This is a genomic window from Bacteroidota bacterium (assembly GCA_016718825.1).
Classification (GTDB): Bacteria; Bacteroidota; Bacteroidia; order J057; family JADKCL01; genus JADKCL01.
Map to the genome: position 1 here is coordinate 115,804 of JADKCL010000073.1, position 16,003 is coordinate 131,806.

At 51.3% G+C, this 16,003-nt stretch carries 11 protein-coding genes; 4 read left to right on the forward strand and 7 right to left on the reverse strand.

The genetic code is table 11. The features are described from left to right. Positions 1–74: 74 nt before the first annotated feature. Entirely contained in the window at positions 75–536 is a 462-nt protein-coding gene (locus IPN95_32185; protein MBK9453974.1) for a hypothetical protein, read from the reverse strand. Between the two features lie 351 nt (positions 537–887). Between IPN95_32185 and surE the strand changes: the two genes are divergently transcribed. Both surE and lpxB read left to right on the forward strand, forming a co-directional pair. Then, the gene (gene surE / locus IPN95_32190) at positions 888–1,664 is read left to right on the forward strand and encodes a 5'/3'-nucleotidase SurE (protein ID MBK9453975.1); all 777 of its coding nucleotides are present in this window, start codon (positions 888–890) and stop codon (positions 1,662–1,664) included. Beyond that, positions 1,643–2,773 carry a lipid-A-disaccharide synthase gene (gene lpxB / locus IPN95_32195; GenBank protein ID MBK9453976.1) on the forward strand — a complete coding sequence of 377 codons (1,131 nt, stop codon included), beginning with the start codon at positions 1,643–1,645 and terminating at the stop codon, positions 2,771–2,773. The genes surE and lpxB overlap by 22 nt, the downstream gene beginning before the upstream one ends. 10 nt (positions 2,774–2,783) lie before the next feature. Here the strand turns inward: lpxB and IPN95_32200 are convergent, their stop codons facing one another. The 3 genes from IPN95_32200 to IPN95_32210 form a co-directional block, all read right to left on the reverse strand. Continuing rightward, on the reverse strand, positions 2,784–4,223 hold the full coding sequence (locus tag IPN95_32200; protein MBK9453977.1) for an aldehyde dehydrogenase family protein: 1,440 nt from the start codon (positions 4,221–4,223) through the stop codon (positions 2,784–2,786). Positions 4,224–4,457: 234 nt separating this feature from the next. Then, complete coding sequence (locus tag IPN95_32205; protein ID MBK9453978.1) at positions 4,458–4,919, reverse strand: hypothetical protein; 462 nt, start codon at positions 4,917–4,919, stop codon at positions 4,458–4,460. 155 nt (positions 4,920–5,074) lie between these two features. Further along, positions 5,075–6,586 carry an RtcB family protein gene (locus IPN95_32210; protein ID MBK9453979.1) on the reverse strand — a complete coding sequence of 504 codons (1,512 nt, stop codon included), beginning with the start codon at positions 6,584–6,586 and terminating at the stop codon, positions 5,075–5,077. A 47-nt stretch (positions 6,587–6,633) separates the two neighbouring features. Here IPN95_32210 and IPN95_32215 point away from each other — a divergent pair, with 47 nt between their 5' ends. After that, positions 6,634–6,816, forward strand: coding sequence for a hypothetical protein (locus IPN95_32215; GenBank protein ID MBK9453980.1), 183 nt, complete (start codon positions 6,634–6,636; stop codon positions 6,814–6,816). Positions 6,817–6,999: 183 nt separating this feature from the next. Further along, the gene (locus IPN95_32220) at positions 7,000–8,835 is read left to right on the forward strand and encodes a UbiD family decarboxylase (GenBank protein MBK9453981.1); all 1,836 of its coding nucleotides are present in this window, start codon (positions 7,000–7,002) and stop codon (positions 8,833–8,835) included. A 75-nt stretch (positions 8,836–8,910) separates the two neighbouring features. Here the strand turns inward: IPN95_32220 and IPN95_32225 are convergent, their stop codons facing one another. The 3 genes from IPN95_32225 to IPN95_32235 all read right to left on the reverse strand — a co-directional run bounded on the left by IPN95_32225 (position 8,911) and on the right by IPN95_32235 (position 15,880). Next, complete coding sequence (locus IPN95_32225; protein MBK9453982.1) at positions 8,911–13,518, reverse strand: gliding motility-associated C-terminal domain-containing protein; 4,608 nt, start codon at positions 13,516–13,518, stop codon at positions 8,911–8,913. 506 nt (positions 13,519–14,024) lie between these two features. Beyond that, entirely contained in the window at positions 14,025–15,398 is a 1,374-nt protein-coding gene (locus tag IPN95_32230; GenBank protein ID MBK9453983.1) for a GIY-YIG nuclease family protein, read from the reverse strand. A 74-nt stretch (positions 15,399–15,472) separates the two neighbouring features. After that, a complete protein-coding gene (locus IPN95_32235; protein ID MBK9453984.1) occupies positions 15,473–15,880 on the reverse strand; it encodes an Rrf2 family transcriptional regulator in 408 nt (135 codons plus the stop codon). Between the last annotated feature and the right edge of the window lie 123 nt (positions 15,881–16,003).

Below are 16,003 nucleotides of genomic sequence, written 5' to 3' on the forward strand. Positions count from 1 at the left end.
CCGCCTCAGAATGTGAAATGAGGCCTTTGGCGATCAAAAGGCGATAAAACGGGGAAATCGTTGAATGATGAAAATCAGCGCTTCGTGTTGACCGATGCCGATAATTTTGAAAAATCCTTAAAATCATCCGATTCAGCGGGTGCTTGCAATGTTTTGCGGCGAATCGGCGCTGTAGACGTTAACGGAGCCTTTTTGAGGTCCTTCAATTCTGCAAGAAAGGATGCCGCAAAGTCTCGTTTCTCAAAAATTTGATGCCGCATGGGATCGATGTTGGCGTTGGTGCGGTTGGGATTGGCACTGATTCCCATGATTTGCAAATGTGGCAAAAGACCACTCAAGGCAACAAGATCCGACTTCTCGCCGTCAAGGTCCACCATCAGAATGTCAATACTGAGTTTGGAAAGCAACCGTGTCGCCTCCTCAAGAGAGGTAACTTCGAATACAAAATTGCTCTTGTAGACTTTCGAAAGCACCTTCAATACGGTTTCCCGTAGGCTACTTTCTTGCGTCACAAGCAAGAGATTGAATCGTTTCATAAACGCGATCCTTTGCGGAATAAACTGACAGCCAAGGCTTTGTCAGTGTTGATTGAAAATCGGAAACTATTTTTCCTTAAAACGGAACGCAAGATAGGTTTTCAAGTCCTTTGAAGGATGCGTTGGTTTTCCACAAACGGGATTGTTGACGTGGAATTGACAGATTTGCACCACATTCCCCGTCCTGCAAATCGTGTTGTTGGCTGCTCCCGAGAGCTTGTTCGCTATCGTTCTTGTGGAAAAGTTCTCTCCGTTTTGCTTCCGTTGCCTTCAAAGACGAAACCTCTGCAAACGGAAAATAGCGCGCCGCCTGAAGTGAGAATTTCTATCTTTGTCGCCTAAGTAAAAGCGATGCAAAAGGTTCCGAAAATATTGGTTTGCAACGATGACGGCATCACCGCCCAAGGCATCAAGGCACTTTGTCAGGTGGCGCGCGAATTTGGCGAAGTGATCGTCGTCGCGCCCGATAGCGCACAAAGCGGTATGGGTCATGCGATTACGATTGGCGAACCGCTGCGCCTGGTGGAAGAGGAATTTGAGCCCGGACACAAAGGATGGGCCTGCTCCGGGACCCCGGCGGACTGCGTGAAGTTGGCAACCGGCGTTTTGATGGACGAGAAGCCGGATTTGCTCATTTCGGGGATCAACCATGGCGCCAATTATTCGATTTCCGTGGTGTATTCCGGAACCATGTCGGCGGCCATGGAAGGTGCGATCGAAGGGATTCCGTCCATCGGATTCAGCTTGTGCGACTTCGCCCACGATGCCGACTTCAGTGCTTCGAAGGAAATTGCAAGAGTCATCATTCGGAAGGCCTTGCACGCCCACATGCCCGCGGGAACCTTGCTGAACGTGAACATTCCCAAACTGCCGATGTCGGAAATCAAAGGCATTCGCATCACACGGCAGGCCATCGGACGTTGGGTCGAAGAATTTGACCAACGGCTCGATCCCTACGGACGGAAATATTACTGGCTCACCGGCAAATTCAAGCAAGAGGACGAAGGTCAAGACACCGACACTTGGGCCTTGGACAATGGATTCGTCAGCGTTTGCCCCGTGCAGTTTGACCTCACCGCCCACCATGCAATGGCTGCATTCAACCAATGGAATCTCCAAATCCCCTGAAAATCTACGTGATCGCGGGCGAAGCCTCCGGAGACTTGCATGGCAAGAATCTCTTTCTGGGCTTCAAACAACACCGTTCTGATTTGATTTTCAGAGGCGTAGGTGGCGATGGATTGCGAAGTCAAGGGATGACCCTCGTCAAGCACATCCGCGACACCAATTTTATGGGTTTCACGCAGGTTTTGGCCAATCTTGGCAAAATCAAGCAGTTGTTCAAAGCGGTAAAGGCCGATGTTGTGGAATTCAAGCCGGATGCGGTCGTGCTGATCGACTATCCGGGCTTCAACTTGCGCATTGCCAAGTGGTTCAAATCCCGGGGCATCAAAGTCTATTATTATATCTCTCCGACGGTCTGGGCCTGGAAGAAGTCCCGCATCCACAAAATCAAAGCGCGGGTCGACAAATTGTTTGCCATTCTTCCCTTCGAAAAGCCATTTTACGCCGCTGAAGGATACGAGGTCGAATACTGCGGTCATCCCCTGCTCGACGAAATCGCAGGTCGGCAATTCCATCCCGAGGAGACGCGCCGGCAATTATTGGATCCCGACGAAAGGTTGATCGCCCTGCTTCCCGGCAGCCGAAAGCAGGAAATCAGCCGGATGTTGCCGCAAATGCTGGCGATCAAAAACCGGTTTCCACGTTCGCGGTTTGTGGTGGCGGGTGCGCCCACGCTCACGCCGGAGGTGTATGCGGAGATCATCGGCAACGCGGATGTGCCGGTGCTGTTTGGGCATACCTATGATTTGCTCGCCGCCGCCGATGCGGCTTTGGTCACTTCCGGAACGGCCACGCTGGAAACCGCGCTTTTTGGCGTGCCGCAGGTGATTTGCTACGCCGCCAACGGCCTCAGCGTCTGGATTGCGCGCAAACTCATCAAAGTGCGCTTTATCGGATTGGTCAATCTGATCCTTGACCGCGAGGTGGTCCGCGAACTGATTCAGCAGGATTTGCATCCCGAAGCTTTGGCAGCCGAATTGCGGCGCCTGCTTGACGACCCCAAACGCAAGGCGCAAGTCAAAGCCGACTACGCGGAATTGCATGAGAAACTCGGAGAACCAGGGGCTTCAGGTCGCGTCGCAAAGCGGATTTTGGAATTGATGGGGCAATAAAGATCGCAGCTCAATAAACGAGCAAACGCATTTCGGTCATTTCTTCCATCGCGTACCGTAGGCCTTCACGCCCCAATCCCGAATCTTTGACCCCGCCATAAGGCATGCTGTCGATCCGGAATCCGGGGACGCCACCGACGATGATGCCTCCGACTTCCAATTCCGCGTGTGCCAATTTCATCCGGTCGATGCGGTTGGTGAATATGCCGACTTGCAAGCCATAACGGCTGTCATTCACCTTGGAAATTGCGGTTTCAAAATCAGGAACGGATTCGAGGATCGCAACGGGCCCGAAGACCTCCTCGGTGTTGACCTTCATCGTTGCATCGGTGTTGGTCAACAATGTCGGCGCATACAAATTGCGATGTGCATCCAAAACATGTCCGCCAGCAAGGATTTTTGCGCCGGATTCGACTGCTTCGGAGACCCAAAGCGCGATTCGTTGCAAATGCCCGGCATCGATGATCGGCCCATTCAGGATGCCCTCCTCTTGCGGATTGCCTGACTTGAGTTGCGAAATATGTGTAATCAAAGCCGCTTCGAATGCCTCCCTGACCGAATCAACGACATAAATGCGCTGCGTTGAGATACAAACCTGACCCGCGTAAATGTAGGCTCCTGTGCAAATCAAGGCGGCAGCCTTGTTCACGTCGGCCGTTTCGTCGACAATTACTGCGGCGTTGCCGCCAAGTTCCAATGCGATCTTTTTCTTCCCGGAAATGCTTTTCAAAAACCAACCCACTTTGTCGCTGCCCGTGAATGAGAGCATGGCAATCCGTTCGTCGCGTACGAGGGACTCGGCTTGGATATTGTCGCAGACCAATGCCTGAAATGCCTCGGGAGGATAACCTGCTTCGAGAATCAAGGCGGCCAAAGCCATCGTAGTAAGCGGTGCCTGCGGTGCAGGCTTCACAATGATCGGACAGCCAACCGCCAGAGCGGGGGCAACTTTGTGCAAAACCAAATTCAAGGGGAAATTGAACGGCGTAATCCCCGCCACCACACCCACGGGAAACCGCTTGGTCAATGCCGTTTTCCCCTCCCCGATTCCAAAATCCATCGGTACGACCTCGCCCTCGAAGCGCGTTGCCTCTTCAGCCGCCATCCGCAAGGTCACAACGCCGCGGTCCAATTCGGTTCGGGCATAGCCGATCGGCTTCCCCGCTTCCCGTACGATCAAATCGACGAAATCAGTCCGTTTGGATTCCAGTAAATCTGCCAAAGTCTGCAACATTTTGGCTCGTTTTCCTGCCGACCAACCTTGCATTGTTCGGCGCCCCGCGTGCGCGCAGGCGATGGCATCCCCGACTTGCTGCGCACTCGCCAAAGGCAAGGATGCCAGCAATTCACCCGTGTATTTGTCGAATACATCATGTGTTGCGACGCCAGTGTGTTGCCATTCGCCGGCGATAAAATTGGCTACGCTGAGGATGTTGCGGTAATTTCCCATGGTTTGCAATTTGGGGAATTCCTGGTACAAACTGTCAAAAAGCTCGTTGCATTGAACGAACTCAACGCTCCAATAGATGCTGCGGAATTGGGTGTTCCCGAAGGATATTCCTAGCCCGCTCTAACTTTTCAGGGAACCTTACGACATTTTCGTATTGGTTCAACGTAGGATCAACCTTGAGCTTCGATTTCTTTTTCATCAAATTCAAATTCGTTACCGACATGCTAAGATACATCATTTTCGAAGAATTAGGTACGCCTCATACGTCCTATTTTGGTTAAACGTCTCCCATTTGCCGAAGTACAACCCTAAAATTTTATACTCTCCGGACAAGCGTTCAATATGTTTCGAGATTGCCATTCTATACAACCTTGTTCTCGACGAAGTGCTTCCTTCAAAAAAAACAAGAGCTCCGGGATGATGTTCAAGAAATTCAGCAATGGCACTAGCGACAGTTGCAAGAACCATTTCTGAATCTCCATTATTCGAAACTGCAAAATCATCGAACTCACCTGCTTCCTCCAATAAGTCCCCGTACGCTAAATTAAAAAGTTGAAAATTGACCGAGGGTAATTTCCCTTCACCTGGGTCAATTCGCTGGAATTCAATTCGCTTTTTCACTATCCCATTGGGCCCGATGCTTTCAAACTGAAAAATGCATCCACCTTCACTTGCCGACAAATCATATCTCGCCACAAATCTTCTCTTCTTTTTCCCAAATATAAAATCAAATAACCAAATTAAAAAGCAATTAATTCATTTTTATTAGCTTTTTGCTATGTATGTGCTCATTGTCAAAAAAACAAGGCCGCAAAGAAACCCAGTTTCTTCACGGCCCTTCATTGCCTCAATCAGCCTTTGATGGTAAAAATCGGTGTCAATTCGGCGACGGCACCGACGAGGCCTGCCTCGGTTTGCGTGTCGATCACGGGAGCGATTTCCTTGAATGCCCACGGGGCTTCTTGCTTTAAGTGCTCCTCCCATTTCTGCCGGATGTCTTGGCGTCCACGCATTTGGGGCGATTTCGGATCGATCGGTGTGATGATCTTGAAATGCTCCATAAAACGCTGAAACTCCAATTCGGTGGCTTTCATGGCTTGCCCACGCGACATTGCCCGACCGGCTCCGTGGCTTGCACTCTGCATCGAACCGGCGGCGCCGTTGCCGCGGAGGATGAAGCTCGAAGCACCCATGGAGCCCGGAATCAGCACCGGTTCACCGGTGTAGGCAAAGGGCGTGCCCGCCATCGCCTCCATGCCACGCGCAGGCGTAGCGCCTTTGCGATGCAGGAATTCATCGTTTCCGGCATTCCAGACCAAATTGTGACCCGAGTCCCACAACAACTTGAATTCGCGGTCGCCGAGGGCTTCTTCCAGCACGCGCCGCAGCATCATGCTCAGAAACAAGCGGTTGGCGTAGGCAAAATTCGCGGCATTGGCGAGTGCCATCTGCACAGCTTCGAATGCGGGACGGTACTTTTCGCTCGTTGGCAGCGGTAAAATACCATTCTTGGGGAGGCTCAAAGTCTTCGGATAGATTTCGCGAAGCAACATTTCTGCGTACCCCGAGGCCGGATAGCCGATGCTGACAGATCCGGTGTGAATCATCACAACGACCGCGCCGGGCTTGAGTCCCCATTGGTAGGCCGTCGTCGAATCGAGGATCGACTTGACCTCCTGCACCTCAACGAAGTGGTTTCCACCACCGATCGAACCGATTTGCGCATCGTAGCGCGGGTCGGTATGCGCCGTGTAATTGGAGAGGCCTTCGGAAATGCCATTTGCAAACATTTGGCCATTTTCACTGACTTGATCGAGCGCTTTCCATTGCTCCTCCTTCCGAAAATGCTTCCAAATTCCTTGCTCGCCCAACATTCCGGAGGTTTCCACCAGTCCGGGCAAACCTTCACGGAGCAAAGCCTGCTTTTGCAGCGGGTGCAAAGGAATTTCGCGGGCACCTTCGAAGAAAACATGGCGGATACGCTGTTCCAAAGCGGGCAAATTGGCGCGAACTTCGTCGACGGTCCAGTCGGTGAGCATCAGACGCATGCCGCAATTGACGTCCCGGCCAATGGCCTGCGGCGTCATGAAACCTCTGGTTTTGAGCACGGTTCCAATGGGAATGCCTGCTCCCTTGTGAAAATCGGGCGTTACCGCGATCTCCACAATGCCGGGATTGGTGCAATCGAAGAAATCCGGCTCCACTGCGGCAATACGCTCAACGGTTTCTTGCAATTCGAGCAAACCGCTGAGTTCGTCCACCGCGGCTTTTTCGACTTTGACATCGGCATTGGCGAAGACTTTTACCGGAATCGCATGCGGATTGGGCAGTGTGAGTTCTACTGCTGAAATTCTATTCATCATTGTGAATGAGAAATTAGAAATGAAAAATTAGAAATGCTCCTTTGGGTTTGAATTCATTCAAATTTTGGAGCGGACGCACATTGTTGATGTGCGAAGGGATGGGCATCCGGGAACCTTGCGTAAAGGTCAGCAGCAGAATGGATGCCTTTGTGATGCAAACATACGTGACCTTGATGGAGATTTGGCAATTGCAGGTTCAATGGCAGATTTTCCACGGGGAATGGCGATAATCCTGACGTCAGCGGCAAGTACCTGACGAATTCGAAGGGAAAGGAGGTCATGGGTTTGCCGGGAACGGGCTCCACAAGCATCAAATTCAATTCTTCCCGGAAAATTCACACCGCAACGACGATATTGCATCCGAATGCCAACAATTGAGAGGGCATGGGGTTTTAGAACAAAAGAATAGGACTTTGGGATACCGCAGCCTGCAACAATGTGTACAAGACCTTGAGCGCCACGGACATCTGGTGCGTATCAAGGCCGAGATGGACCCCTATCTTGAAATTGCCGAAGTGCAACGGCGCATTTATGAGGCAAAAGGACCGGCGCTTTTGTTTGAAAATGTCAAAGGAAGCCCGTTTCCAGCAGTAGCCAACCTCTTCGGGACGATCGAACGCAGCCATTTTATGTTTCGCGACACGCTCGCGCGCATGCAAAAGGTCATGGAACTCAAAGCGAATCCGCCTGCCTTCCTGAAAAATCCTTTCAAATATTGGGATCTGCCGATGGCTGGCATCCATGCGCTGCCTCGGAAAAAGTGGTTTTCGGCGCCAGTGATGTATGGCGAAACGACGTTGGACAAATTGCCACAAATCCAATCGTGGCCGATGGATGGTGGGGCTTTCATCACCTTGCCCCAAGTCTACTCAGAGGATCCGGAAAAACCGGGACGGATGAAGAGCAACCTGGGTATGTACCGCGTCCAAATTTCGGGAAATGATTATGTTCCGAATCAAGAATTGGGCTTGCACTATCAAATTCACCGCGGCATCGGCGTACACCATTCGAAGGCGCTTGCTGCAGGCAAACCTTTGAAGGTCAGCATTTTTGTCGGGGGTCCTCCCTCCCATACCTTCGCAGCTGTCATGCCGTTGCCCGAGGGTTTGGCGGAAGTGATGTTTGCCGGTATGCTTGGCGGACGGAGCTGGAAATACAAGAAGGCTGACGGCCATACGATCAGCGCATTGGCCGACTTTTGCATTACCGGAACGATCACGGAATTCACCAAACCCGAAGGTCCGTTTGGAGATCACTTGGGCTACTACAGCCTTCAGCATCAATTTCCGGTGATGAAGGTCGAGAAGGTTTACCACCGCAAGGATGCGATTTGGCCGTTTACCGTCGTTGGACGGCCGCCGCAAGAGGACACGAGCTTTGGCCACCTGATCCACGAGATCACCGAACCGGTTGTTCCAACGGAAATTGCGGGCTTGCGCGCGATGCACGCCGTCGATGCCGCCGGCGTACACCCGCTTTTGCTTGCAGTGGGTTCGGAGCGGTACGTCCCCTATTCGAAGCGCAAACCACAAGAAATCCTGACGATTGCGAATGCGATTTTGGGTTTCAACCAGGCCTCGCTGGCAAAATACCTGATGATCGTCGCCGGGGAAGACAGTCCGGCACCTGATATTCACGACATTCCAGCCTTCATTCAGCACCTTCTCCAAAGAATCGACTGGACACGGGATTTGCATTTCCAGACCCGCACCACAATTGATACCTTGGATTATTCGGGTTCGGGATTCAATGAAGGTTCCAAAGTGGTGATGGCTGCTGCCGGCGAACCGATTCGCAGTCTCGCCAAAGAATTGCCAGAATCCATGGCGACCTTGCCAAAAGGCTTCTCGAGGCCCAAAATCGCCCTTCCGGGGATCGTGGTGGTCAACTCGCCAGCCTTCAAGGATGTCTCGACGGCGCAAGCCGATGCGGAAAGGCTATGTCGTTATCTGGAGAATGCAAATTGGCCGGATGCGCTCCCGATGGTCGTGATGGTCGATGATGCTGAATTTGCTGCAGCCAAAATCAACAACTTCCTTTGGGTAACATTTACGCGTTCCAATCCTTCGCATGACATTTACGGGGCCCATAGTTCGACAGTCTTCAAGCACTGGGGCTGCAAGGGTCCATTGGTCATCGATGCACGGATCAAGCCGCACCATGCGCCACCGTTGGTCGAAGATCCAAAAGTCACAAAGCGCGTGGATGCCTTGTTTGCCAGCGGAGGGATTCTCTCCAAATGGGGATAAGACTTGTTTGCATACAGTTCAAAAGAAAAGCCCGACTACGAAGCCGGGCTTTTCTTTGAATACAAAATTATCTGATTAGCGTACCAAGGTCACGGGACCATTGTACTCTTTGTCAGCGATTTTCACCAAGTAAAAATAGACACCGTCGTTCGCATCTTGGTCATCCAAGGTTTTGCCATTCCAGCCCTGAACTTTGTTCAAGCTTTCATACACTTTCACACCCCAGCGGTCAAAAATTTGAACGGTAAAGGGCTGTGAACCTGTATAATTCACTTGGAAGATGTCGTTGATGCCGTCATCGTTAGGACTAAACACGTTAGGAATGAACAGATCAGGGGTGACAATCATGTACGGGCCATGCACCACTTCCGATACGCATCCTTCAGCGTTGGTAACCGTCAATGTCACCATGAATTCGCCAATTCCAGTGAAGGAATGGGTAGGGTTCAGCTCCTGAGAGGTGAATCCGTCGGAGAAATCCCAATTGTAGCTGACGCCATTTTGGGACTCGTTGATGAAATTGACTTGCGTATTGGGCAACGACAACTGAACGGGGCACCATGGATCAGAGGTGAACGCGGCAACCGGAGGTTCGGCAACTACCACGTTGATCGTGCTGATGGAAGCTTCGCAACCACCTGGGGCTGCTGCGGTCAAGGTCACATTGTAAGTGCCTGGAGCCTCATAGATGTGACTTGGGGTCGGAAGGTTACTCACTGGCGAACCGTCGCCAAAGTTCCATGTGTAGGCAACGGCGTTTCCGGTTGCCTGGGTGAAGCTCATCGCATGTGGTGCGCAACCATGATCGCGGGAGCTCAAGTAACCCATGTCAGGCATTGGCAGTACGCTGATCGTCACCGATGCAGTGTCTGCGCATCCACCTACACTGCCGAAGACGGTGTAAGTGGTGGTGCTGCCCGGAGTTGCCACAACGACTTCTCCTGTCGTAGATGAAAGCCCGGTGCTAGGAGACCAATTGTAGGTGACACCCGTCAATGCTGACGTTACCGTCAATGTGGATGGGGTTCCATCACAAACCGTTGCGGTGTCTGCTTCGAGTTGCATTGCAATTTCAGGAATTACCGTCACAAAAACGGAGTCTTCGGTCCGGCAAAGGCCCGTGTAAACCGTCAGATGGTAATAGCCAGAGTTCAACGGATGCGCAATCGGATCCAAAATCGTCGTACTGCTCAAAGTGCCACCCGGTGTCCAGTCAAAGAAGATGTCATTGGGGCTGGCAGGATCGGTGGTTGTAAATGCATAGCTGCCATTCAGTTGTGCTTCATTACCATAGCAAATCGTGATGTTGTCCCCTGCATCTGCGATCGGCGTCGAAAGTAAACTGACCAGAACGCTATCCATTGGACTTTCGCAACCATAGTTGGTGATCGCTTGGACATAATAGGTGGTGGTCATGATCGGATTTACAGTTGGATCCTCAACCGTCTGGCTGGAGATATTGACATCAGGCGTCCAGAGATAGCTGTATGTGGCAGTAGAGTCTCCACCTGCTTGCGCATCCAACATCACATCCTCTCCCAAACACATTTCCCTGTCAGGGCCTGCATCGACCGTCGGATTGGTGTGGACATTGACCACCACTTGATCTCCATAACTCGGGCAATTGTTGCTGAATACAACCAACGTATAGGTGGTTGTAATCGGAGGTCCCGCCATTGGATTGGGATCCGTAACGGTAGAAAGCCCTGTGCCAGGTGACCATTCGTAGGAATAGGCAGGGCCCGCGCCAAAACCCATGCCTTCAAGCTCGACGGAATCACCCTCGCAGATGTCTCTGTCAGGACCGGCATCTGCCACTGGAATTGGATTCACATGAACGACAACCGTAGACAATGTATCGGTGGTGGTATAGTCACTTGTACATCCATTGCCAGCTGTCACGACAAGTGTATAAGCCGTGGTCGTATCAGGACGGGCGCATGGATTCATGATCGTCGTGCTGTTCAGTCCGGCAGCTTGGAACCAGTTAAATGTATAGGGACCGGTGGCACCAGAAATCGTCGGTGTCAAGATCTGGCAAGGAGCAGAATCCCCGCAGAGCCACAAATCAGGCCCAGCATCCACAATTGGCTTTGGAAGAACGGTCACCAAGAGAGAATCGATATTGCTCAAGCAACCATTGGTATCCGTGACTTGCACATAATAATACTGTGTCGTCGTCGGATTGGCATTTGGGTTGGGCGAATTGATATTTGAAAGACCGCAGTTGCCAGAGGCACACCACCATGTGTACCAATAGCCCGGCGTGCCGCTTGCTGCAAATGCCTGAATGCCAGTGCCGCCTTCACCTTCGCAGAAGGAAACATCAGGGCCGACGGTGACCGTAGGTGGCGGAATATTTCCGACTGTCGTTGTATTGACGACGGAGCAGCCGTTTGCGTCCGTCACGGTCACGGTATAGGTTCCAGCATCCAAACCGGTTGCAAGCGAAGTGGTCTGCGCGTTCAAGTCGCTCCACAAATAGATATAACCTGGGGTACCGCCCGCAGCTGTGACGCCTGCCGTACCGTTTGGAATATTCAGCGCACAGGATGTTGGCGTACTGGTGACGACAGCAGTCAATTGAGATGGCTGTGTGATCGTGGCCGAAGCAGTTGCTGTACAACCATTTGCATCCGTAGCGATCACCTGATAGGCGCCTGCCGAGAGGTTGAAAATATTGGGGCCAGACTGGTTAATCGGCTGCCATTGGTAGGTATAAGGTCCCGTTCCGCCGGAAGCATTCGCAGTTACACGTCCGTCGTTGCCGCCAAAGCAGCTCGCAGGGAATGCGCCAGCGATCACCGATACTTGTGATGGCTGCGAAACTTGCACCGTCGTGGAGGCTGTACATCCGGCACTGTCCACGATGCCAACCGAATACGTGCCCGCGGCGAGGTTGGTCGCCGTTGGCGTCGTCTGATTGTTGGCAGCACCGTTCCAGAAATAACTGTAAGGAGACATCCCGCCGGTGATATTCACCGTCGCTGAACCGTCGTTTCCGCCAAAACAGCTGGTAATCACAGAAGAGGTAGTCACGTTCATCGGTGGCCAAACCGTTACAATCACCGTATCGATCGACGAACAACTTGTTTGGTTGTCTGTCGCCGTTTGGAGATAAGTATATGTCTGCGGAAGTAAGGTGGAATTCGTCAACGTCACCGTCGTCTGCGAGGCGGTAGGATTGGACAAGCCGGTCGTCGGCGACCAAGAATAAGTGTAGTTGGAAACAGGCGTTCCTCCCAAAGAAGCCGAACCGCCGCTGCAGAAATCAACATCGGGACCGGCATCAGGGTAAACACCCACAAAAACAGATACTTGCCCGGTGTCTGCACCGTTGCAACCATTGGCATCTGTGATCGTCAAAATCCAATCGTAAGTGCCCGTCGCCGGATAGGTGTGGGTCACACAGGAGTCTTGTGCCTGCGGGTTATTGCCGATGTTTCCACCGCCAGTCCATGAAAACTGGAACGGGGCTATGCCCGTAAGTGAATCCGCGCATAACGTTACTGTCCCACAACCGTTGTTGAAAATATTGGCTGTGCCTTCAAGGTTGCCCACGATGATTTGGACCGTGAACTGATTCGACCCAATGATCGGGCAGGCATCATCGGTGGTCGTCATCAAAAATGTATAAGTGCCCGTCGCTGTAGGTGTCCAGCAGAATACCGCTGTTGGCGGGTTGCCGGCCGTTCCGACAATCGTATCCGTTACACTAGGATTACCCAACTGCGTGAAGGTTGCACCGGGGATATTCATGCTCCACCAAGTCGTGACGACCTGCGTGTTGTTGGGGTCGGCAGTCTGCAAGTTGAAGCAGAGGTTGCTATTGACACATGTGGTGATCGTAAAGCCGTTGGCAGATCCGCCGCTGATGTTGGTCGGGTTGTTGACCGTCGGCAAATTGTTGGCCGGGCAATTCAAAACCGTCATTTGAATATCGCGGACAATCGTATTGATCAACACGCCGTTGCGATATTCCTGCACGTAAACGCAAAACACACCCACGACCACGTTTCCTGGAGTCGGCGTCACAACGATGTCACCCGTGGCGGAGTTGATCGTGATATTCCAAGATGGCCCGAGCGGTGCTGCAAGCGAATAACCGGGCGCGTAAGTGACTTGTGTGGTACCGGAGTTGTAGCACGGTCCTAGCGAATAAACCAAGGAGTCGCCTTCTGGGTCAAATGCACCTTGGTTAAAGGTGTAGGGCTGTCCTGCGCAGATATAAGGAACAGGTGGATTGACAAATTGTGGCGAGCTATTGCAAGGAACAATGTTGGTATTGAGGGTAGTAGCATTTGTTGTGATACTCTGGCTGCCAGCATTGCTCAAGGAAGTAATGGCAGGGTTTCGGCAACATCCCGACCACGAAATCGTGAAAATACAGTTGGGGACGTTGCAAATGTTATAGTCTCGAAACCAATAAAACTCCTGCACACCATTGATCGTAGCGCCAGGTGTGGTGCAGCGCGTGCTCGCACCGGGGCACAACGGAGTCACCTCCTGTGTTGCCTGTGGGGACCAGCCCGTTACTGGGGACGGTTGCCCGCAACCCGGTGTCTGGGACGTGAAAGTGATTGCATTGGAAATCGAATTGGAGCCGGTGCAGTCCCGGTAGGCACGCAAGTGTACTCGTATGGTACATGCGTTGATACATTCGTAAGTCAAGTCAACTCCCATTTGGTGGGATGCTTTGACTGAATGAAAAGAGACAAGGAACGAAAAGAGCAACGCTGACAGATAGACCAGTCTTTTCATAAGTGCTTTTTGAAGCATTTTTCTAGTGGTACAGGGTAAGAATTCAACCTTTGGAGTGCTAACGACACGAGATCATCGGACACTCCTCTAATTGTCCGGTTGGAAATTAGCTATTCCGTACTCATTTGACAAACCAGCCTACCTCAACTGCCATTTTACCCGCCTGAACGGTTATTTTTTATGCTAAAAGTCAGTCTTTCTAAATTCGTAGCGGGACGGTTCTCAACATCGAAATTTCCTGAAAATTGAATCTCAGATCATCCGATTCGTCCTATTTGATATACATGTCGACTGAATTGTGGATAGATCGCTTCCTTTCAGCATTCAGCAGGAAATATTTTACATAATTCCTTGTTTATCAATGATCCATGCAGAATAAAGTTCTTTGTTCACCAGAAATGAGGATTTCCCATTCGGACCAATAAGAATCACTGAAAAACGACCACCTTTTCGGCTTTTCCCTGTCGGAGGTAAAGGTTGATGATTTGCCTGACATCTTTGTTGTCTGGAAACTGCTGCACGCATGCCCGAAGTGACGCTACCTCACTCTCCACAAATTCAGATTCGACAAAACCGTAGCCTGCGTACCGACCGTTTTCCACAAGCACCAAAGACCTTTCCGCTTCGTGCCGGCCTCGGTCAACGATCAGCATGTTTTCTCCAGAATACTTCAAGCGATCAACCACCATCTGCGCGCGCTCGTTGTAGGAATCCGGCTCCTCATGACCAATGCAAGCGCCTTTACATTTATGTATGGCAAATGAAAAACAGGGCCCCTTCACTTTCTGCAAGCCTAAATGCCGTTGACAAAGCTGCAACTCGTCCAACATCCGTTCCAAATAACCGCGTGCTTCTGCGACCGAAGAAAACGCGCTCACCGGCTCCTGCCCGCCCTTGCGGATATGTTCCGTGCGAAAGGTCAGGTAACCTGCAGGATCCCTGTTGGCAAACAGCCCGACATTAAAGCGGGAACGCCTTTGTGCGCGGTTGAAAATCGGCTTGAATCGCTTGATTTCGTCGGATTCCTTCAGCAATGCCACCAATTCGCTGCCGGTCACCGCGTAGCGGATATGGGCGATTTGGGCCTTCATTTCAACAGCTTTGTTGTTGGTATTGTTGGCGAAATGATTCAAAACCCGGCTGCGTATGTCTACGCTTTTTCCAACGTAGATCAACTGATTGCGCTCGTCATAGAAGTAATAAACGCCAGTCTCGTTGGGTAGCCGGTCGATTTGATCCTTTTTAAGGTTGGCATCGGGGTTCATCCTGCTCAATTGGGATGCCTCCGAAAGGTCGCGGGATCGGCCCTTTGCCAACTCTTGAAGATGCTCAAACAGCAACACCGTCGATTGCGCATCCGCCAAGGCGCGATGAAAAGTCTTGACTTCCAATCCCAAAGACTGACAAAGCGGTCCTAAACGGTAGGTCTTCTTTCCAGGAATCAAACTTCGGCTCATTTCCACTGTGCAAAGCACCTGCCGCTTGTAATCAAACCCCAATGACTTGAATTCGTTGCGAATAAATCCGTAGTCGAATTTTGCATTGTGGGCCACCAAGGTGCAACCTTCGGTCATTTCCACGATCTTGCGGGCGATTTCGTAGAATTTCGGCGCGCCTGTAACAAGTTCGTTTGTGATGCCCGTAATCGATGAAATGCGGTAGGGAATGCGTTTTTCCGGATCGACCAAGGAGGAAAACTCTCCTACTACCTTGGTGCCATCATGAAGGAGAATGGCGATTTCCGTGACACGGTCACTTTGCGTATTGCCGCCCGTTGTCTCTATGTCGATAATGGCAAACATCCCAACAAGATTAGCCAATATCTCTGGAAAGTGGAGAATGTTGCGTAAAAAATTGTTGCGGAACTTCCGCTTATCTAGACCAAATCAGCGATACTGCGGTTTTCCAAAACACTGAGTGTGCTGTCACGCACCTCGATCATGACGCGCTTGAGCGAGCATGCTTCCTCCTCGGGGCAATCTGCACATCTTTCGTAATAGTTCAGGCTCACACAAGGAAGCATAGCGATCGGACCTTCGAGAATACGGTAAATTGCAGCTACGCTGATGGTTGCTGGGTCCCGCAACAAGTAGTATCCCCCACCCTTCCCGAGCCGAGATCCCAGTAGACCCTGATTTTTGAGATCCAATAAAATTGCCTCCAAAAACTTCCGCGGGATGTTTTCATCCGACGCGATTTCTGAAATCACCACCTGTACACCTTGGCCCCTGCGGGCAAGATTGGCCATCGCTTTGAGTCCATATTTCGTCTTTTTCGAAATCATTGATCAAATTTAACCTCCACCGCTGATACATCAAGGTTTTGAATGTCGTTTCGCAGTCGATCAACCACAAAGTTTTTCATTCCCGAAATTTCAAATTCACACCCATTGAAAAATCATGCCTAA